The following is a 20,486-nucleotide window of genomic DNA, read 5'->3' as shown; positions in this document are numbered from 1 at the left end:
CGAAAATCAAGCTGACTCAACCTGCTCCATCATCCACCTCACAAAATCACGCACCTTGGGCACCTCCGCCGAATGTTCGGGATACGCCAGGTAATAGGCGTCCTGGCTGGGCATTGCGTACTGCCAGGGGATAACCAGCTTGCCCTCGGCCAATTCCTCCTCCACCAGAAACCGTGGCAACAGCGCCACGCCACAGCCCACTTGTGCCGCGCGAATGCACATATAGAAGGTTTCGAAGCGCGGGCCGTGGTAGCTGTGTTCGGTGTGATAACCCTGGGCGGCGAACCAGTCGTGCCAGCCCTGGGGGCGGGACGCGTTCTGCAGCAGCACCAGGTCGCTCAGTTGCGTGGGGTCGGTAAACGGCTGCGCGGGCAGCGTGTCCGGTGCGCACACCGGCACCAGTTCTTCGCTGAACAGCTTCAGGCTTTCGGTACCGGGGCGCGAGCCCTGGCCGAAGTAGAACGCCAGGTCAGCCTTGCCTTGCAGCAGCTCGTCGGGTTCCTGTTCGTTGCACAGGTCCAGATGGATCTGCGGATGACGCAGGCGCCAACCCTTGAGGCGCGGTACCAGCCAGCGGGCGCCGAAGGTGTAGGGCGTGGACACCCGCAGCACTTCGGTTTCGCCGCCGTAGGAGCGCAGGTAATGGGTCGACATCTCCACTTGGGTGAGGATCTTGCGCACTTCCACCAGGTACAGATCGCCCGCCGGGGTCATCTGCAAGCGGCGGCGCACCCGGCGAAACAGCAGGTGTTGCAACAGTTCTTCCAACTGCGCCACCTGTTTGCTGACGGCACTCTGGGTGAGGTTCAGCTCTTCGGCGGCGCGGGTGAAACTCAGGTGCCGGGTGACCGCCTCGAAGCACTGCAAGGCGGTGATCGAGGGCAAATGTCTTTTATTCAGCATGGCCGGTCTCTTTTTCTTTTTTTGCATGAATAAACGGAATGATATCTCGCCTAATCGTCGTTTGTTGGCAAGTCTTGGGCCAGCTACAAATAAGGTCTGGATCGTCCTCTGACGGGCGGCGCATATTTTCGTTTGTAGATGGAAGGAGAAAACCATGGTTGCCGCATTGCTTGATCGTCTCGGGGTAAACCCGGCGCTGTACCAATCGGGTAAACACCCGGTGCATTCGCCCATTGATGGCAGCCAGATCGCCAGTGTGCACTGGGAAGGTGCCGCCGAGGTGGAGCAGCAGGTCAGTCGCGCCGAGCATGCATTCGAGGCCTGGCGCAAGGTGCCGGCTCCACGACGCGGTGAGCTGGTGCGTCAGCTAGGCGACGTGCTGCGTGAATATAAAGCGGACCTGGGCGAGTTGGTGTCTTGGGAAGCGGGCAAGATCACCCAGGAAGGCTTGGGTGAAGTGCAGGAAATGATCGATATCTGCGACTTCGCTGTCGGTCTTTCCCGTCAACTGTACGGCTTGACCATTGCCTCCGAGCGCCCGGGCCACCACATGCGTGAAACCTGGCACCCGCTGGGCGTGGTGGGGGTGATCAGCGCTTTCAACTTCCCGGTGGCCGTGTGGGCGTGGAACACCACCCTGGCGCTGGTGTGTGGCAACGCCGTGATCTGGAAACCGTCGGAAAAGACCCCGCTGACTGCACTGGCCTGCCAGGCGTTGTTCGAGCGCGTGTTGAAGACATTCAGCGATGCGCCCGAGTACCTGAGCCAAGTGATCATCGGTGGCCGTGATGCCGGTGCTGCACTGGTGGACGACCCGCGTGTCGCGCTGATCAGCGCCACGGGCAGCACCCGCATGGGCCGCGAAGTGGCGCCGAAAGTCGCCGCACGTTTTGCCCGTAGCATTCTGGAGTTGGGCGGCAACAACGCGATGATCCTCGGCCCAAGCGCCGACCTGGACATGGCCGTGCGCGCCATTCTGTTCAGCGCTGTCGGCACTGCCGGCCAGCGCTGCACCAGCCTGCGCCGGCTGATCGCCCATGAATCGGTGAAAGCGGAAATCATCACCCGTCTCAAGGCCGCCTATTCCAAGGTGCGCATCGGCCATCCACTGGAAGGCAATCTGGTGGGTCCGTTGATCGACAAGCACAGTTTTGAAAACATGCAGGATGCTCTGGAGCAGGCGCTGAGCGAGGGCGGCCGGGTGTTTGGTGGCAAGCGGCAGTTGGAAGACACGTTCCCCAACGCCTACTACGTGTCGCCGGCGATTGTGGAAATGCCGGAGCAGAGCGAGGTGGTGTGCACCGAGACCTTTGCGCCGATTCTTTATGTGGTCGGCTACACCGATTTCACTGAAGCCCTGCGCCTGAACAACGCGGTGCCTCAAGGCCTGTCCTCGTGCATCTTTACCACCGACGTTCGGGAAGCCGAGCAGTTCATGTCGGCGGTGGGCAGTGACTGCGGCATCGCCAACGTCAACATCGGACCAAGCGGCGCGGAGATTGGCGGGGCGTTTGGGGGTGAGAAAGAGACCGGTGGCGGGCGTGAGTCAGGCTCGGATGCGTGGCGCGGGTATATGCGTCGCCAGACCAATACCGTGAACTATTCGCTTGAGCTGCCGCTGGCCCAGGGCATTACCTTCGACTGATATCTAGAGTCGCAGTGAGGTCAATGTGGGAGCTGGCTTGCCTGCGATAGCATCACCTCGGTGTAACTGATGTACCGAGGTGATGCTATCGCAGGCAAGCCAGCTCCCACATTTGATTGGGGTCGCAGATTGAAAAAGTTGTTTGTCAGGTCTCATCGGAGTCAGGCAATGCCTTTACGCGAAGCATGTTTGTGGGAACAACTGACCCCTGGCCGGCCGGATCGTGCCGCGCTCAAGGGTGAGGTGAAGGTGGATGTGTGTGTGATCGGTGCCGGTATCACCGGTTTGTCTGCCGCCATTCACTTGCTGGAACAAGGTAAAAGCGTCTGTGTACTGGAAGCCCATCGCACGGGGCATGGCGGTTCGGGGCGTAACGTAGGGTTGGTCAACGCCGGGATGTGGATTCCTCCGGACGAGATCGAAGCCGGTTTTGGCGAGGCGGTGGGCAGTCAGCTCAACCGCATGCTGGGCGCGGCACCGTCCCTGGTGTTCAGCCTGATCGACAAATACAACATCGACTGCCAGCTGCGCCGCGAAGGCACTCTGCACATGGCGCACAACGCCCGTGGCGAGGCGGATTTGCGCAGCCGTGAAGAACAATGGAAGCGTCGTGGTGCCCCGGTTGAGCTGTTGACCGGTGCTGCATGCGAACAAGCCACCGGTACCCAAAAAATCGCGGCCGCCTTGCTCGACCGGCGCGCCGGTACGTTGAACCCGATGGCCTACACCAGTGGTTTGGCCAATGCCGCCGTGGGTCTTGGCGGGCAACTGTTTGACCATTCCCCCGTCACCCAACTGGAGCGCCAGGGCCAGCATTGGTCTGTGCAAACCGCCCAAGGTGCCGTGCACGCCGAACAGGTGGTGATTGCCTCCAATGCCTACACCGAAGGCGAGTGGACCGAGTTGCGGCGCAATTTCTTCCCCGGCTATTACTACCAGGTGGCATCGGCCCCATTGACCGACGACGCCGCGCAACAAATCCTGCCCGGCGGCCAGGGCTCCTGGGATACGCGACAAGTGCTCAGCAGCATTCGCCGGGATGCCGATGGCCGGCTGTTACTGGGCAGCCTGGGCAATGGCAATCAGAAACCTGCCTGGTTCCTCAACGCGTGGGCGGATCGAGTGCAACAGCATTACTTTCCCTATCTCAGATCGGTGCAGTGGGAGTTCACCTGGACGGGCTGTATCGCTTTCACGCCGGACCACCTGATGCGCCTCTTCGAGCCGGCGCCCGGCCTGGTGGCCGTCACCGGTTACAACGGGCGTGGCGTGACCACTGGCAGCGTGGTGGGCAAAGCCTTCGCCGATTACCTGTGTCACCAGAATCCACAGGCGTTGCCGATTCCGTTCGCGCCGATGCAGCCGCTGGCCGGAGTGGGCCTGCGCAGCTGTTTATATGAGGCGGGATTCTCGCTGTATCACGCCGGGCAATGCCTGCGAATTGTCATCTGATCAGCGAAATACCTGTAAGAACGCGGCATTTTCTTAGCAGGCTACTAATCTGTATTGGTGCGAGTCGTAGCAGTAACGCACTGTAAATGTGCAGTTCCGTTACGCACGTTGTTACAGGTTCGGAGGCTGTCGTTTAAGGGACGGGTTGCAGTGGTTGTAGTGGCGGGTTGCACTTTTTCGGTCCATTGGTGATACCTGTGCGAGCTAAAGGGTTGCACGTCCAATTGAAAGGAGTCGAAACGCCTGTAATAACAATGACACGGTGTCTTTTTGAATAATAAAAATGTAATGGCACGAGGCTTGCTCTGGGCTTTCTGGTGAAAGTTTGAAGTGAAGTTGCAGTGCCAATTCAATAAAAACCTCGGAGCACCACCTCATGTCCCAGACGTTTTACAAGAAAGGTTTTCTCGCCCTCGCAGTGGCTACTGCGTTGGGTGTTTCTGCGTTTGCTCAAGCTGATGTGAAGATTGGCGTAGCGGGGCCGATGACCGGCGCCAATGCGGCGTTCGGTGAGCAGTACATGGTGGGCGCCAAGGCCGCCGCAGAGGTGATCAACAAAGCGGGCGGGATCAACGGCGAGAAGATCGTGCTGGTGGCCGGTGACGATGCCTGCGAGCCCAAGCAAGCCGTGGCCGTGGCCAACCGCCTGGTTGACCAGGACAAGGTGATCGGCGTGGTCGGGCACTTCTGTTCGTCGAACACGATTCCCGCCTCCGAGGTTTACAGCGATGCGGGCGTGATCGCGATCACTCCTGGCTCCACCAACCCACAGGTGACTGAGCGCGGGTTGACGGCAATGTTCCGTATGTGTGGCCGTGACGACCAGCAGGGCATCGTGGCCGGTGACTACATCGTCGACGTGCTCAAGGGCAAGAAAGTCGCCGTCATCAACGACAAGGACACCTACGGCAAAGGCCTGGCTGACGCCACCGCAGCGCAGTTGACCAAGCGCGGCGTGAAGCCGGTGATCGAAGAAGGCCTGACCCGCGGCGAGAAAGACTTCAGTGCCCTGGTCACCAAGATCCGTGCAGCCGGTGCCGACGTGGTGTATTTCGGCGGCTTGCACCCGGAAGCCGGTCCTCTGGTGCGTCAACTGCGTGAGGCTGGCCTCAAAGACGTCAAGTTCATGTCCGATGACGGTGTCGTGACCGATGAGCTGGTGGCCACCGCTGGTGGTGCACAGTACGTGGATGGCGTTTACATGACCTTCGGCGCCGACCCGCGCCTGCTGCCGGAAAGCAAGGCGGTAGTGGAGGAATTCCGCAAGGCTGGTAAAGAGCCGGAGGGCTACACCCTGTATGCCTACGCCTCGATCCAGGCCCTGGCCGCCGGTTTCAACGGCGCCAAATCCAACAAGGGCGAAGACGCCGCCAAATGGCTGAAAGCCAACACAGTGAAGACGGTGATGGGCGACAAGGCCTGGGACGCCAAGGGCGACCTGAAAGTCTCCGACTATGTGGTTTACCAGTGGGACAAGGACGGCAAGTATCACCAGCTGGAAAAGCAGAAATAAGCTGAACACGATCGGTTGAGCACCACAGAGCCGCTCCCACAGGGCGATGTGGTTGCCGGCCCCCATTGTGTCTGTCTTTTCCTCCTAGAAGAGCCGCACACCCACAGGTGTGCAGGTTCTCACTGCGTGAGATTGCGTTATGGATGGTATTTTCCTGCAGCAACTGGTCAACGGCCTGACCCTCGGGTCGGTCTATGGCCTGATCGCCATCGGCTACACAATGGTCTATGGCATCATTGGCATGATCAACTTCGCCCACGGCGAGGTTTATATGATTTCCGCTTACCTCGCGGCGATCAGTCTGGCACTGCTGGCTTACTTCGGCATCGAATCCTTCCCGCTGCTCATTCTCGGCACCTTGATCTTCACTGTGGTCGTCACGGGCGTTTACGGTTGGGTCATTGAACGTGTCGCCTACAAACCGCTGCGTAACTCCACCCGGTTGGCACCGCTGATCAGCGCCATCGGGATCTCCCTGATCCTGCAAAACTACGCACAGATCGCCCAGGGCGCCAAGCAACAAGGCATTCCCACCCTGCTGGCCGGTGCCTGGCGAGTCGACATCGGCACCGGGTTCGTGCAGTTGACGTACACCAAGGTCTTCATCCTGGTCGCGGCCTTTGCCGGTATGGCCCTGCTGACCTACATCATCAAGTACACCAAGCTCGGCCGCATGTGCCGTGCCACCCAGCAAGACCGCAAGATGGCTTCGATCCTCGGTATCAACACCGACCGGGTGATCTCTTACGTATTTGTCATTGGTGCAGCCATGGCGGCCCTGGCCGGTGTGCTGATTACCTTGAACTACGGCACGTTCGACTTCTATGCCGGCTTCATCATCGGCATCAAGGCGTTTACCGCAGCGGTACTCGGTGGCATCGGTTCCCTGCCAGGGGCAATGCTGGGCGGGATCATCCTCGGTATTTCCGAGTCGCTGTTCTCGGGGTTGATCAACTCTGACTACAAAGACGTGTTCAGTTTCTCCCTGCTGGTGGTGATCCTGATTTTCCGTCCCCAGGGCCTGCTCGGTCGCCCACTCGTGGCGAAGGTATAAATATGTCTGCTGCCAACTCAATCGATATCAAGAAAAGTCTGGTCGATACGGTCCTTGCCGGGCTGATTTCGCTGATCGTGTTCGGCCCGATTGTCGGCGTGGTCCTCGACGGCTACAGCTTCAATCTGCAACCGGCCCGCGTCGGTTTGCTGGTGGCCATTGTGATGGTCGGGCGGTTCGCCATGAGCCTGTTCCTGCAAACCCCCAAGGGGCTGCGGATTCTCCAGGGTTTCGAGAGCACCGGCTCCGGCGTGCATGTGCTGAAGCCGGACTATAAATCGCAGTTGCGTTGGGTGATTCCGGCGCTGATCGTGATTGCCATCGTGTTCCCTTTTTTCGCCAACAAGTACCTGCTGACGGTGGTGATTCTCGGGCTGATCTACGTGTTGCTGGGCCTGGGCCTGAACATCGTGGTGGGCCTGGCCGGGCTGCTCGACCTGGGTTACGTGGCGTTCTACGCCATCGGCGCCTACGGCCTGGCGTTGGGGTATCAATACCTCGGTCTGGGCTTCTGGACGGTGCTGCCATTGGCGGCCATTTGTGCCGCGTTGGCGGGGTGCATACTCGGTTTCCCGGTACTGCGAATGCATGGGGATTACCTGGCTATCGTGACCCTGGGGTTCGGTGAAATCATCCGCCTGGTGTTGAACAACTGGCTGTCGTTTACCGGTGGGCCGAACGGCATGCCGGTGCCGTCACCCACGTTTTTCGGCCTGGAGTTCGTGCGTAAAGCCAAAGATGGCGGGGTGCCGTTCCATGAGTTCTTTGGCCTCGATTACAACCCCAACATCAAGTTCCTGTTCATCTACATTGTGCTGTTCCTGGTGGTGTTGCTGGTGCTGTACATCAAGCACCGTCTGACCCGCATGCCAGTGGGCCGCGCCTGGGAAGCCCTGCGTGAAGATGAAATCGCGTGCCGTTCCATGGGCCTGAACCATGTGCTGGTCAAGCTCTCGGCGTTCACCATCGGTGCTTCGACTGCCGGTTTGGCCGGGGTGTTTTTTGCCAGCTACCAGGGCTTCGTCAACCCGTCATCGTTTACCTTCTTCGAGTCGGCCTTGATCCTCGCCATCGTGGTGTTGGGCGGCATGGGCTCGACCGTCGGCGTGGTGATTGCCGCGTTCGTGCTGACGGTGGCGCCGGAGCTGCTGCGTAGCTTCTCCGAGTACCGTGTGCTGCTGTTCGGCGTGTTGATGGTGGTGATGATGATCTGGCGACCACGAGGCCTGATTCGCATCAGCCGCACAGGTGTGACCCCACGTAAAGGAGTGGCGCCATGAGCAAGGAAGTCGTCCTCAGCGTGGAAAAATTGATGATGCACTTCGGTGGCATCAAGGCCTTGAGCGATGTGAGCCTCAAGGTCAAACGCAACTCGATTTTCGCCTTGATCGGTCCGAACGGTGCCGGCAAGACCACGGTGTTCAACTGCCTGACCGGTTTCTACAAGGCCACAGGCGGCAAGATCGAACTCAATGTGCGGGGCAAGCAGACCAACGTGATCCAGTTGCTCGGCGAACCCTTCAAGCCTACCGACTTCGTCTCGCCGAAAAGCTTCGTCAGCCGAGTGTTCTACAAGATGTTCGGCGGCACCCACCTGGTGAACCGTGCCGGTTTGGCGCGCACCTTCCAGAACATTCGCCTGTTCAAGGAAATGTCGGTGGTGGAAAACCTGCTGGTGGCCCAGCACATGTGGGTCAACCGCAACATGCTGGCGGGCATCCTCAACACCAAGGGCTACCGCAAAGCCGAAAGCGACGCCCTCGACCATGCCTTCTACTGGCTGGAAGTCGTGGACCTGGTGGACTGCGCCAACCGCCTGGCCGGTGAGTTGTCCTACGGCCAACAACGCCGCCTGGAAATCGCCCGCGCCATGTGCACCCGGCCGCAGATTATCTGCCTGGATGAGCCGGCAGCGGGCCTCAACCCCCAGGAAACCGAAGCGCTGAGCACGATGATCCGCCTGCTGCGCGACGAACATGACCTGACGGTGGTGCTGATTGAACACGACATGGGCATGGTGATGAGTATTTCCGACCACATTGTGGTGCTCGATCACGGCAACGTCATCGCTGAGGGCGGCCCGGAGGCGATCCGCAACGATCCAAAAGTGATCGCCGCGTATCTGGGCGCTGATGAAGAGGAGCTGGTATGAGTGAGCCAATCCTCGAACTAAAAGACCTGGACGTGTTCTACGGGCCGATCCAGGCGCTGAAGAAAGTCTCGATGCACATCAACGAAGGGGAAACCGTCAGCCTGATTGGCTCCAATGGCGCGGGGAAGTCCACGCTGCTGATGTCGATCTTCGGCCAGCCACGGGCTGAGTCCGGGCAGATCCTCTATCGTGGCGTGGACATTACCCACAAGTCGACCCACTACATCGCCTCCAACGGCATTGCGCAATCACCGGAAGGGCGACGGGTGTTCCCCGACATGACGGTCGAGGAAAACCTGCTGATGGGCACCATCCCGATTGGCGACAAGTTCGCCGCTGAGGACATGCAGCGCATGTTCGACCTGTTTCCTCGGCTTAAGGAGCGACGCAATCAGCGGGCGATGACCATGTCCGGCGGCGAACAGCAAATGCTCGCCATCGCCCGGGCGTTGATGAGCCGGCCCAAGCTGTTGCTGCTGGATGAACCGAGCCTGGGGCTGGCGCCGATTGTGGTGAAGCAGATCTTCGCGACCCTGCGGGAGCTGGCGTCCACCGGGATGACCATCTTCCTGGTGGAGCAGAACGCTAACCACGCGCTGCGCTTGTCTGATCGGGCCTATGTGATGGTCAACGGCGAGATTCGCCTCACGGGGACTGGCAAGGAGCTGCTGGTCAATGAGGAGGTGCGCAACGCCTACCTTGGCGGGCACTGATTTGTAAGTCTTATGCAAGACCCTGTGGGAGCCCGCTTTTCTGTGGGAGCTGGCTTGCCTGCGATACAGACACCTCGATATTTCAGCCAAACCGAGGTGACGCCATCGCAGGCAAGCCAGCTCCCACAGAAAGCAGCTCCCACATTTTTTTGCGCTGCCCACAAGCGCTTCGCCAAATTGTGGAAAACAAATCTGAGCACCTCCCAAAGCGCGACATATAGCCGCCGCAAATCCCTGTTTTGTCACAGTTTTGACTTGTCCCCACGGACTGTGGAACCGGCTGTGGGTAACGTGGGAGTAGCTGGCTGGAGGCCTTTGATTCCGTGGCTTTCAGAGTTGTGGTTGTTTTTTGATCAGGGGCTTTTTCACGACCTGTCCAAGGTTTTGTCAACCTGTTTAAAGACACAGGTATATGACAAAAACATGTCGGTCAGGCCTGTGGATAAGTCTGTGATTAAACTCTGGAAAGACTCCCGCAGGGGCCGGAATTACTGGCCTGGAGCCATCCCCTTGATTCCTTCGTTTGCATTGGGTCTACATAGGCCTGGCCCAAGGTCAAGCAAAAAACTTATCAAATCGTGCTGAAAGCCTTGTGCACAGCGGCTTGGCGGGTTTTGTACTTGCCCCCAAAGACTGTGGGCGGGGCTGTGGATAACATGGGCGCATATGGCTGCATGCCACGGGTTATACGGCTTTGCGGTGATTGATCAAATTTTGTACAGAGTCATCGCTGCAGCGGGTGCACCGGTTGCCGCAAGGGCGGCGTGCGGGCATTCTGCTCGCTGGTTTTTTATCTCACTGGCTGCGCGAAGCCCTGCAAGGAGAACATCATGTCCAACACGCTATTTATTACCGGTGCAACGTCCGGTTTTGGCGAAGCCTGTGCCCGACGTTTTGCCGAGGCGGGCTGGTCGCTGGTGCTCACCGGTCGCCGCGAGGAGCGTTTGAACGCGCTGTGCGCCGAGCTTTCCAAGCAGACCGAAGTCCACGGCCTGGTGGTGGACGTGCGTGACCGCAAGGCCATGGAGGAGGCGATCGCCAACCTGCCGCCGTCCTTCAGCAAGCTGCGCGGGCTGATCAACAACGCAGGCCTTGCGGTAGGGACGGATCCGGCGCCCAAGTGCAGCCTCGACGATTGGGAAACCATGGTCGACACCAACATCAAGGGCCTGCTGACCACCACCAACCTGCTATTGCCACGCCTGATCGCCCACGGCCGTGGTGCCGGGATCATCAACCTGGGCTCCATCGCCGGCAACTACCCGTATCCGGGCAGCCACGTGTATGGCGGCACCAAGGCCTTCGTCAAACAGTTCTCCCTGAACCTGCGTTGTGACCTGCAAGGCACCGGCGTGCGCGTGACCAACATCGAGCCGGGCCTGTGTGAAAGCGAGTTCTCGCTGGTGCGCTTTGCCGGTGACCAGGCGCGGTATGACGCGACCTACGCGGGCGCCGAGCCGATTCAGCCGCAAGATATTGCCGACACGATCTTCTGGGTGATGAATACCCCGGCGCACGTGAACATCAACCGTCTGGAACTGATGCCGGTGAGCCAGACCTGGGCCGGGTTTGCCATTGAGCGTGGCGCCAAGGGCTAAGACCAAAACGCCATCGCCGGGGTACCGGCGATGGCGGCAAATCGGCCAAAAAGTGACATAAGGTACACTCCCCTCCTGAAAACCCCGCCGCATTCTGCGGTTTCAAGGTTTTGACAGGAGGATATGTGAGTAACCGAGGTGAGCAGTCGCTGCTCAAACAATCGACCATCCTGATGTTCGCCGTGGCGATCGCCGGGATTGTCACGGGTGTGGTCTCAGGATCCCAATCCATTTTATTCGACGGCTTTTTCTCGCTGATTGCCACCTTTATCAAGGTGCTGATGCTGATCACGGCCAAGCTGATCGCGAAAAAAAGCAACGATCGGTTCCAGTTCGGCTACTGGCACCTGGAACCGATGGTGCTGCTGATCGAAGGCAGTTTCCTGTTTCTGATTGCCATCTATGCGTTTCTCAACGGCGTGTTCGGCGTTATCAATGGCGGGCGTGAGATTGAACTGGGCCTGGTGATCATCTATGCGGCGGTATTTACCGTCGTCGAGTTCGGCTATTTCTTCTACGTGCGCTACCGCAATCGCACACTCAAGTCGTCGCTGATCCAGTTCGACAACATCAGCTGGCTGGTGGACGCGATGCTCTCGGTGGGCCTGTTGATAAGCTTCCTGACGGCGTTGCTACTCAAGTCCCAGGGCTATGGCGAATGGGCGGTGTATGTCGACCCGTTGATCCTGATCCTGCTGGCCCTGAGCATGCTGGCGCCGGCATTCAAGATCCTGCGTCCGGCTTTGCGTGATGTGCTGGGGATTGCACCGGATCAACTGGATGACAAGGTGCGCGAAGTGATGGATGCGGCCCAGGCCAGGCATGGTTTCGATGATTACGTGTCTTACGTGCAAAAGCACGGGCGGGCGCGGTTTATCGAGATTCATGTGGTGCTGCCGGCGGACTACCCAATGGACAGCGTCGCGACCCTCGATGGGCTGCGCGAAGAGATATCCACAGGGTTGGGCAAGCCGGACGCGGCGCGTTGGCTGACGATCAGCTTTACCGGGGACCGCAAGTGGGTTGCATAAGGTATTGATGTACCTGTAGCCGCGACGAGGTACGAGGCAGCGGCTACAGGGCTACAGTCAGCCGAGCGCGTCGGTCAAACCCCGATAGCAGGTGGCCAAATGGTAGGGCGTGGTCGATGGCATGTCCCATCGACTCACGGCCCCACTGGCATCCAGGCATTCATTCCAGCCTTTGTGATGCAGGAACCGCTGCTGCAACGCCTGCAATTGGCGTTGCAACACGGCTTCGCTACCCGGCCGCAAGGTCAGTGCCCGCAGGTATTCGGCCTGGGCCCAGATGCGCTGGGTGCCGTCACGTACGGTGCCATCCAGGGCGAGCATGCCGCTGACCGCACCGGTCAACTTATCCACACCCTTTTGCTCGGCATAGGTAAACGCCCGGGCCAGCGAGGCGTGCAAGGGGGTGTCTTTCAGCACATCCGAAGACGCCAGCAAAAAGAACCATTCGAACTGGTGCCCGGGCTCAAACCAGTTATCCACAGCACCCAACGGTTTTTCCATCATCACCCCGTGCTGGCGGTCGATGAACCGCTGTTGCATGGCTGTTGCGAGCGCCAGCAAGGCACTTTGCACGGCGGCGTCTTCACGTACCGCGAGGGTGGCGAGGAAGCCTTCGGCGAGGTGCATCAACGGGTTTTGCAGCGGGCCGGACTTGAGGGATGACCAATTGCGCTCCAGCACGGCTTCATACAAGCCATCGCCGGTGGCAAACCGTTCGGCGACCACTTCCAGGGCGGCATTGAGCACTGACTCCACCAACGGCTCACGCACTTTGGCCCAGTAGTGGGCGCAGGCGAAGATGATGAATGCGTGGGTGTAGAGGTCTTTGCGCTTGTCCAGCGGCTTGCCGTGGGGGTCGATGCTGTAGAACCAGCCGCCGTGTTCGGCGTCATGGAAGTGCCGCTGCAACGAACGAAACAACGCAGCCGCGCGCTCTTCGGCAACGTCTGCGCCTGGCTCACCGATCAGGCTGGCAAACAGGTACAACTGCCGGGCGCAGGCCATGGCGCGGTAGCGTTGCGGGGGCAGGGGATGGTGATCTGCGCCCAAGGCTTCGTAGGGCAGCGCCAGGTCGGCATTCCAGCCCGGGCCTTGCCAGAGCGGCACGATCAGGTCGTGGAAGTGCGTGAGCACAACGTTCAATTGGGGCTTGAGGGCGGAGCTTGGAGCGATGGGCATCGGCTGGCGTCGTCACGGCAGGGGTGTTTGCGCGACATGGTAGCAGGCTTGGGATCGGTGGTGTTTTTGAGCCCGCCATCGCAGGCAAGCCAGCTCCCACATTTGAATGGGTTCGCAATTCAAAATGTGGGAGCTGGCTTGCCTGCGATGAGGCTCTTACTGACAGCTCAATACTCAGCCCGCGAGCAACCACACCCCAGTCGCCGCCGAGGCCGCTCCAGCAATCCGCACCAACGGCGCCGCCGCAGCCGGCAGGAAACGCACCACGGCATAACCTGCGGCATGCAGCGCCGCCGTTGCACCCACAAACCCTGCGGCATACGCCCAAGGGTTGGACATGTCCGGCAGTTCCAGGCCATGAGCCACGCCATGGAACAAGGCAAACAGCGCCGTTACCGCCACTGCAACGGCTACGGGTGGACGAATCGCCAGGGCCACCGCCAAGCCGAGCGCCAGCACCGAAGCGGCAATCCCGCTTTCCAGGCCCGGCAGTTCCAGGCCTTCAAAACCCAGCAGGCCACCGATCAGCATGGTGCCCACAAACGTGCAGGGCAGCGCCCAGCGGGCCGCGCCTTTTTGCTGGGCGGCCCACAAACCGACCGCCACCATCGCCAGCAGGTGGTCGATACCGCTTAAAGGGTGACTGATACCGGCCACCAGGCCGTTGTCGCCATGCCCCGGGTGGGCGAAGGCCAGGGCGGGGGTGAGCAGCAGGGCGACGGTGCCAAACAGTTTCTTGAGGCTCATGGACAGGTTCCTTGGTGGTTGATCAGGCTGCGGTCAGCAAGCCTTGGCGTTCGATAAAGGCGACGATTTCTTCCAGGCCGACACCGGTTTTCTGGTTGCTGAAAACAAAGGGTTTACCGCCACGCATGCGCTGGGTGTCACTGTTCATCAGTTCCAGGGACGCGCCTACCAGCGGTGCCAGGTCGATCTTGTTGATCACCAGCAAGTCGGACTTGCAGATCCCGGGGCCGCCTTTGCGCGGCAGCTTGTCGCCGGCCGAAACATCGATCACATAGATGGTCAGGTCCGACAGCTCGGGGCTGAAGGTCGCCGAGAGGTTGTCACCCCCGGATTCCACCAGGATCAGGTCCAGGCCCGGGAAACGCCGGTTCAGTTGATCCACCGCTTCCAGGTTGATGGACGCGTCTTCACGAATCGCCGTGTGGGGGCAGCCACCGGTTTCCACACCGATGATCCGCTCGGGTGCCAGGGCTTGATTGCGCACCAGAAAATCGGCGTCTTCGCGGGTATAGATGTCGTTGGTCACTACGGCCAGGTTGTAGCGATCGCGCAGGGCCAGGCACAGGGCCAGGGTCAAGGCGGTCTTGCCGGAGCCGACCGGGCCGCCGATGCCAACGCGCAGGGGTTGTGTGTTCATGTGCTTCTCCAAAATAAAAGGCGCCTAGGAGCGGAACAGGCGGCTGTACTGGCGCTCGTGGGCCATGCACGTCAGGGACAGGCCAAAGGCGGCACTGCCGTAGTGATCGGGGTCGAGTTGGCTGGCATCCTGCTGGGCCTGTTGCAGTAATGGCAGCAACTCACTGGTCAGGCGTTGCGCCGCTTGTTGGCCCAAGGGCAGGGTTTTCATCAGCACAGCGAGCTGGTTTTCCAGCCAGCTCCAGAGCCAGGCAGCCAGGGCATCTTGCGCACTGATATGCCAGGCGCGGGCGGCCAGTGCCCAACCCAGGGCCAGATGCGGTTCGGGGCGTTGTTCGAGGAACTCTCGAGCGGGCTCGTCCAGTTCCGGCAAGCCATTGAGGAGTTGTTGCAGGGAGTAGCCCATTTGCCGGCTTTCCTGATACAGCTCGCGAGTCTCGCGACTGGCGCGGTGTTCTTCACACAATTGGGACAGGCGCGGCCAGTCCTGCGCGGCGGCGGCCTGGCAGTGGGCGAGCAACAAGGGTGCTTCAAAGCGCGCCAGGTTGAGCAGCAATTGGTCGCTGATCCAGCGCCGGGCGCTGATGGAGTCGTTCACCCGGCCGTTTTCCACCGCCATTTCCAAGCCTTGGGAATAGCTGTAGCCACCAATCGGCAGTTGCGGACTGGCCAGACGCAGCAGCGCCCAGGCTGGGTTCATAGACGCACGCCGAACTGATGCAGCTTGGGCGGGTAGTTGAAGTCTTCATCACCATGGCGCGAGTGGTGATGGCCACCGCCGTAGGCGCCGTGTTCCGGCTGGAAGGGCGCCTCGATGGTTTCAGTGCAGGCGCCCAGCTGCTCGAGCATGGCCTTGAGCACGTAATCGTCCAGCAGGCGCAGCCAGCCATCGCCGACTTGCAGGGCAACATGGCGATTGCCCAGGTGATAGGCGGCGCGAGTCAGTTCGAAGGCATTGCGGCAGGTGACGTGTAGCAAGTGTTCAGGGCGGGCGCATACGCGCACGACACGGCCGTCTTCTGCTTGTAGGCATTCGCCGTCGTACAGCGGTGGTTGTCCACGCTCGAGAAACAGGCCGACGTCTTCGCCGTCGGCGCTGAAACAGCGCAAGCGGCTTTTACTGCGGGCCTCGAAATTCAGCAGCAGTTCCGCGGCCCAGAGGGCTTGGGGGGCGATTCGGTGGTGGATCACCAGCATCAGAAGGCTTCCAGCTATGAACGATAAGCAAGCTAGAGCAAGGGCCTTGCCAATCACGCGGAGAGTAGGAATTCCCTGCAGGTGGGCGCTTTCGTGCCACCCGATAGGGCGTTAAGACGTTTCTGAATGTTTCATTTTGGTGCGTTGGCGGATTTATAGCACCGGAATCGGGCTATTCGCTGCTGTTAACAGGCTGTATTGAGTGAAACTTCCTTCATCTTTTTCTTGTTGTTGGATTAAAGGATTTGTCCTACGTAACTTCGGGATTCCCCGTTCATTTTGTTACGCCCCCTTTGATTAGGATGCCGCTCGTGTTTAACCACTGCGGCATCTGTCATGTTCAAGTCATCGTTATGTTTATTTTTCCTGTGTCTCGTCAGTTTTTCGTCGTCTGCGAATATTCAGCCGCATGCCTCCTCGTTGAGTGGGGCGGCTGCACTGAGAGGAGCGCCTTCACTGTCTATCGACAATGTCATCGACCGCGCCCATACATTGCTGGGCACACCCTACAAACAGGGCGGCGCTTCAGTGGGCCAGGGCTTCGATTGCAGTGGCTTGCTGGTCTATCTGTTCAAGACCGAAGCCAATATCCAGCTGCCCCGCACCACGGCAGCGATGCACCGTTCAACGGCGGCCACGGTCAAGCGCGATGCGCTACAGCCAGGCGATGCAGTGTTTTTCAAGGGGAATGGGCGTGGCCAGATCAGCCATGTTGGCCTTTATATAGGCAAGGGTAAGTTCATTCACTCGCCCCGCACCGGCAAGAACATCCGTATCGACTCTTTGGCTAACAACTACTGGAACAAGCACTACACCATCGCCAAGCGTTTTCATGTGGTGCGCTGACCGTATTACTCGGTGCTGCCCAGCCCTTGCCAGTGCTTGAGGCCAATAAAGATAAAACGCAGTTGCTGGGTGATCTTGGCCTGGGGCGTGAGATGCGCCGGCAGGGCTTCGGCGGGTGGGTCGATGATGTCGGGGAGGGTGGCGAACACGCTTTTTACGATCAGGTCGGCCATGACGTGCAGGCCTTCAGCGTCCAGGTGCTGGAGTTTGGGCATCAGGGTCAGGTCGGCCGCGAGGTCCGAAGTGATGTCTTCACGCAAAGCGCCGATGGCTTGGCGAACTGCGAGGCAACCACCGTACTGTTCGCGGGCCAGGAACAGGAATTGCGAGCGATTGGCAGCCACCACGTCGAGAAAGATCCGCACCGAGGCATCGATAATCCCGCCCATGACGAATTCGTTGTGGCGCACCAGGCGAATAGTGGCGCGGAAGGTCTGGCCCACTTCGCTGACCAATACCAGGCCCAATTGATCCATGTCGTCAAAGTGGCGGTAGAAACCGGTGGGCACGATACCCGCGGTTTTTGCGACTTCCCGTAGGCTCAAGCTGCCAAACCCTCGACCACACTCCATCAGATGGCGGGCTGCGTCCATCAAGGCAAGGCGGGTCTGTTGCTTCTGTTCAGCGCGGGGCAGCATGGGCGGGTGGGCTTTGTGGACCAGGACAGCGACGCACTCTAGCAAAACAACTTTACTGGCGTCGAACTTGAGGCGGGACAAGGGTGTTGTGGGTTACATAAAGTCAAAAGCCCGATTCGGCAGAATCGGGCTTTTTTTCAGGGCCAGCACAGGCTTAGCTCGCGGCTTGATGCAGTTCTTGCAGACGATCAGCACCGCCTTCAGCGACAGCACCGGCGTAAGCGCGTGCGTTGGCACGGTCGGAACCGTTTTCAACCAGGCCTTTCTGTTCCAGGCGATCACGGCCACCTTCAGCTACGCCTTCGGTGTAGGCACGTTTGTTGGCTTGTTCAGCACCGCCTTCAACCAGACCTTTCTGTTCCAGACGATCACGACCGCCTTCAGCTACGCCTTCGGTGTAAGCGCGTTTGTTGGCTTGTTCCGAACCGTTTTCAGCGACGCCTTTAGCGTAGTCGCGGTTTTCGTCTTCTTGCGAACCGCTGCGAGCCAGGGTTTGGCTGAAATGTGCGGCGTCAGCTTTGACTTGTGGGGTGGCTTGTTCAGACGCTGGGAGAGCAAATGCGCTGGTGGCCAGGACCGATAGTACAAAGCTTGCGAGTAATTGGCGTTTCATGATGGGTTGCTCCTTGGGAGGGCGATAAATTGGGTACAGAGCTAATGCTACTCTTGATAAGTCGATATAAAAGTTCATAAACACAATGGTAATAATCAACAGAATTGATTGTTCCCTGCGGAGGCTCTATCTCGCGCATCTCAAGCACGCGGTTTTGCACCGTGCTGGGTATTTTCGACACAGACGTGGGTAACAACGGTGCGTCATTGATGATGGAAGTTGTCTGGGTGGTCAAAAAAGCAGCTTTTTTCCGTCTAATTGGCCATTGGGGTTAAACCCCTACACCGTTTGTCAGTCGTAGCCATATAAGCTGTAGTCCTAACGTGCGTCGTAACGCGCACGCTCAGTCGTAATCAGGAGTCCTGTGCAATGACGCGCACTCGTAAAATTTTCGCCTGGAGCTGCGCCAGCTTCGTTCTGCTCATCGCCGTCGTGGTGTTGGTCCTGATATTTTTTGACTGGAACCGAATCAAGCCGCCCCTCAATGCCAAAGTTTCCGAAGAACTGCATCGTCCCTTTGCTATCAATGGCAACCTGGCGGTGATCTGGCAGCGCGAGCCCGATGAAGGCGGCTGGCGTGCCTGGATTCCCTGGCCCCACGTGGTGGCCGAAGACCTGACGCTGGGCAATCCCGAGTGGTCGAAAAGCCCGCAGATGGTCACCCTCAAGCGTGTAGAACTGCGCGTCTCGCCCTTGCCGCTGCTGGCTCAGCGCGTGGTTATCCCGCGTATTGACCTCACTGAGCCGAGCGCCGAGCTGCAGCGCCTGGCCGACGGCCGCGCCAACTGGACCTTCCAGTTCGACCCCAAAGACCCCAACGCGGAACCCTCCAATTGGGTGGTGGACATTGGTGCCATCGGTTTCGACAAGGGCCACGTGACCCTTGATGATCAAACCCTCAAGACCCAACTGGATGTAGTGATCGACTTGCTGGGCAAACCGATTCCTTTCGGCGAGATCGTGGGTGACGCCGATGCCAAAAAGGCGTTGGAAAAGGGCTCGGCGCCTCAGGACTACGCGTTCGCGCTAAAGGTCAAAGGCCAGTATCACGGTCAGAAACTGGCCGGTACCGGCAAGATTGGTGGCCTGCTGGCCTTGCAGGACGCCGCCAAGCCATTTCCGTTGCAGGCCCAGGTGAAGATCGCCGACACCAGCATTGCCCTGGCGGGCACCTTGACTGACCCACTGAACCTGGGGGCTCTGGACCTGCGCCTGAAGCTGTCCGGCAGCAGCCTGGGCAACTTGTACCCGCTGACCGGCGTCACCCTGCCGGACTCGCCGGCCTATGCCACCGACGGCCGTCTGATTGCCAAGCTGCACGAGGCTGGCGGTGCGTCGTTTCGTTATGACGACTTCAACGGCAAGATCGGCAACAGTGATATCCACGGCAACCTCGCGTACCTGGCCAGCCAGCCCCGGCCCAAGCTCAGCGGCGCGCTGGTCTCCAACCAGCTGTTGATGACCGACCTGGCGCCGTTGATTGGCGCTGACTCCAACGCCAAGCAAAAAGCCCGTGGTGGCGAGAGCAAACAGCCGGCGACCAAGGTGTTGCCGGTGGAAGAGTTCCGCACCGAGCGTTGGCGCGATATGGATGCCGATGTGGAGTTCACCGGCAAGCGCATCGTCCACAGTGCTGAATTGCCGTTCACGGATCTCTACACGCATCTGGTGCTGAACGATGGCGAGCTGAGCCTGGAGCCCCTGCGTTTTGGCGTGGCCGGGGGCAAGCTCGATGCGCAGATTCGCTTGAATGGCCGGATCACCCCGCTGGAAGGGCGTGCGCGGCTGACCGCACGTAACTTCAAACTCAAGCAGTTGTTCCCCTCCTTTGAACCAATGAAAACCAGCTTCGGTGAGCTCAACGGTGATGCGGATATTTCAGGTCGCGGCAACTCCGTGGCAGCGTTGCTGGGCAGCTCCAATGGCGATCTGAAGATGCTGATCAACGATGGCGCCATCAGTCGCGGGCTGATGGAAATCGCCGGGCTGAACGTCGGTAACTACGTGGTCGGCAAAATGTTTGGCGACAAGGAAGTGAAGATCAACTGCGCCGCAGCGGACTTCGGCATCAAGACCGGCTTGGCCACCACCCGGCTGTTTGTGTTCGATACCGAGAACGCGATCATTTACATCGATGGCACGGCGAACATGGCCAGCGAGCAACTGGACTTGACGATCACGCCGGAGTCCAAGGGTTTCCGTCTGTTTTCCCTGCGTTCACCGTTGTACGTCAGTGGGCCGTTTATCAAGCCCAATGCCGGGGTGAAGGCGGTGCCGTTGATGCTGCGGGGCGCAGGGATGGTGGCATTGGGGTTGATTGCCGGGCCGGCTGCGGGTTTGTTGGCGTTGGTTGCGCCGAGTGGTGATGTGCCAAACCAATGTGCGCCGTTGTTGCAACAGATGAAGGAAGGCAAGGCGCCGAAGACAGTGAAGGGCTAACGCCCGAAACCGGAAACAAATGTGGGAGCTAGCTTGTGTGGGAGCCGGGCTTGCCCGCGATAGCGTCACCTCGGTACACCGAGGTATCTGCATCGCAGGCAAGCCAGCTCCCACAATGGTTTACGGTGAG

At 59.5% G+C, this 20,486-nt stretch carries 19 protein-coding genes; 11 read left to right on the top strand and 8 right to left on the bottom strand.

Annotated features, from left to right (window positions below; translation table 11 throughout):
• Positions 1–6: 6 nt before the first annotated feature.
• Complete coding sequence (locus GNF76_RS20490) at positions 7–903, bottom strand: LysR family transcriptional regulator (protein WP_155584939.1); 897 nt, start codon at positions 901–903, stop codon at positions 7–9.
• Positions 904–1,057: 154 nt separating this feature from the next.
• Here GNF76_RS20490 and amaB point away from each other — a divergent pair, with 154 nt between their 5' ends.
• The 9 genes from amaB to GNF76_RS20445 all read left to right on the top strand — a co-directional run bounded on the left by amaB (position 1,058) and on the right by GNF76_RS20445 (position 12,061).
• On the top strand, positions 1,058–2,548 hold the full coding sequence (amaB, locus tag GNF76_RS20485; protein ID WP_155584938.1) for an L-piperidine-6-carboxylate dehydrogenase: 1,491 nt from the start codon (positions 1,058–1,060) through the stop codon (positions 2,546–2,548).
• Between the two features lie 168 nt (positions 2,549–2,716).
• The gene (gene amaA, locus GNF76_RS20480; protein ID WP_155584937.1) at positions 2,717–4,000 is read left to right on the top strand and encodes an L-pipecolate oxidase; all 1,284 of its coding nucleotides are present in this window, start codon (positions 2,717–2,719) and stop codon (positions 3,998–4,000) included.
• A gap of 376 nt (positions 4,001–4,376) precedes the next feature.
• The gene (locus tag GNF76_RS20475) at positions 4,377–5,513 is read left to right on the top strand and encodes an ABC transporter substrate-binding protein (protein WP_155584936.1); all 1,137 of its coding nucleotides are present in this window, start codon (positions 4,377–4,379) and stop codon (positions 5,511–5,513) included.
• A gap of 139 nt (positions 5,514–5,652) precedes the next feature.
• Complete coding sequence (locus GNF76_RS20470) at positions 5,653–6,567, top strand: ABC transporter permease subunit (RefSeq protein ID WP_003188099.1); 915 nt, start codon at positions 5,653–5,655, stop codon at positions 6,565–6,567.
• A 2-nt stretch (positions 6,568–6,569) separates the two neighbouring features.
• Positions 6,570–7,847 carry a high-affinity branched-chain amino acid ABC transporter permease LivM gene (livM, locus tag GNF76_RS20465; RefSeq protein WP_155584935.1) on the top strand — a complete coding sequence of 426 codons (1,278 nt, stop codon included), beginning with the start codon at positions 6,570–6,572 and terminating at the stop codon, positions 7,845–7,847.
• Positions 7,844–8,719 (top strand): ABC transporter ATP-binding protein, encoded by an 876-nt coding sequence (locus GNF76_RS20460; protein WP_155584934.1) that lies wholly within the window; start codon positions 7,844–7,846, stop codon positions 8,717–8,719. Before livM ends, GNF76_RS20460 begins: the two co-directional genes overlap by 4 nt.
• A complete protein-coding gene (locus GNF76_RS20455; RefSeq protein WP_155584933.1) occupies positions 8,716–9,432 on the top strand; it encodes an ABC transporter ATP-binding protein in 717 nt (238 codons plus the stop codon). Before GNF76_RS20460 ends, GNF76_RS20455 begins: the two co-directional genes overlap by 4 nt.
• An 830-nt stretch (positions 9,433–10,262) precedes the next feature.
• On the top strand, positions 10,263–11,030 hold the full coding sequence (locus tag GNF76_RS20450; protein WP_155584932.1) for an SDR family oxidoreductase: 768 nt from the start codon (positions 10,263–10,265) through the stop codon (positions 11,028–11,030).
• 125 nt (positions 11,031–11,155) lie between these two features.
• Entirely contained in the window at positions 11,156–12,061 is a 906-nt protein-coding gene (locus GNF76_RS20445; RefSeq protein WP_178123445.1) for a cation diffusion facilitator family transporter, read from the top strand.
• A 57-nt stretch (positions 12,062–12,118) separates the two neighbouring features.
• Here the strand turns inward: GNF76_RS20445 and GNF76_RS20440 are convergent, their stop codons facing one another.
• The 5 genes from GNF76_RS20440 to ureE all read right to left on the bottom strand — a co-directional run bounded on the left by GNF76_RS20440 (position 12,119) and on the right by ureE (position 15,820).
• Positions 12,119–13,240 carry an AGE family epimerase/isomerase gene (locus tag GNF76_RS20440; protein WP_155584931.1) on the bottom strand — a complete coding sequence of 374 codons (1,122 nt, stop codon included), beginning with the start codon at positions 13,238–13,240 and terminating at the stop codon, positions 12,119–12,121.
• Between the two features lie 174 nt (positions 13,241–13,414).
• The gene (locus tag GNF76_RS20435) at positions 13,415–13,987 is read right to left on the bottom strand and encodes a HupE/UreJ family protein (protein WP_155584930.1); all 573 of its coding nucleotides are present in this window, start codon (positions 13,985–13,987) and stop codon (positions 13,415–13,417) included.
• 22 nt (positions 13,988–14,009) lie between these two features.
• Complete coding sequence (ureG, locus tag GNF76_RS20430) at positions 14,010–14,624, bottom strand: urease accessory protein UreG (protein WP_003217431.1); 615 nt, start codon at positions 14,622–14,624, stop codon at positions 14,010–14,012.
• Between the two features lie 24 nt (positions 14,625–14,648).
• Positions 14,649–15,323 carry an urease accessory protein UreF gene (locus GNF76_RS20425; RefSeq protein ID WP_155584929.1) on the bottom strand — a complete coding sequence of 225 codons (675 nt, stop codon included), beginning with the start codon at positions 15,321–15,323 and terminating at the stop codon, positions 14,649–14,651.
• Positions 15,320–15,820 (bottom strand): urease accessory protein UreE, encoded by a 501-nt coding sequence (ureE, locus tag GNF76_RS20420; RefSeq protein WP_155584928.1) that lies wholly within the window; start codon positions 15,818–15,820, stop codon positions 15,320–15,322. The genes GNF76_RS20425 and ureE overlap by 4 nt, the downstream gene beginning before the upstream one ends.
• Before the next feature lie 336 nt (positions 15,821–16,156).
• On the opposite strand from ureE, the gene GNF76_RS20415 reads away from it, so the two are divergent.
• Positions 16,157–16,666: a C40 family peptidase gene (locus tag GNF76_RS20415; protein ID WP_155584927.1), complete on the top strand. Its 510-nt coding sequence runs from the start codon at positions 16,157–16,159 to the stop codon at positions 16,664–16,666.
• 5 nt (positions 16,667–16,671) lie between these two features.
• Here GNF76_RS20415 and GNF76_RS20410 read toward each other — a convergent pair whose 3' ends face one another.
• Both GNF76_RS20410 and GNF76_RS20405 read right to left on the bottom strand, forming a co-directional pair.
• Entirely contained in the window at positions 16,672–17,304 is a 633-nt protein-coding gene (locus tag GNF76_RS20410; RefSeq protein ID WP_155584926.1) for a TetR family transcriptional regulator, read from the bottom strand.
• A gap of 154 nt (positions 17,305–17,458) precedes the next feature.
• A complete protein-coding gene (locus tag GNF76_RS20405; RefSeq protein ID WP_155584925.1) occupies positions 17,459–17,917 on the bottom strand; it encodes a hypothetical protein in 459 nt (152 codons plus the stop codon).
• Between the two features lie 369 nt (positions 17,918–18,286).
• Between GNF76_RS20405 and GNF76_RS20400 the strand changes: the two genes are divergently transcribed.
• Positions 18,287–20,356, top strand: coding sequence for an AsmA family protein (locus tag GNF76_RS20400; protein ID WP_155584924.1), 2,070 nt, complete (start codon positions 18,287–18,289; stop codon positions 20,354–20,356).
• Positions 20,357–20,486 lie beyond the last annotated feature (130 nt).

It is taken from the genome of Pseudomonas spelaei, assembly GCF_009724245.1.
In the GTDB taxonomy this organism is placed as follows: Bacteria; Pseudomonadota; Gammaproteobacteria; order Pseudomonadales; family Pseudomonadaceae; genus Aquipseudomonas; species Aquipseudomonas spelaei.
This window is presented reverse-complemented; position numbering and strand designations above follow the sequence as displayed.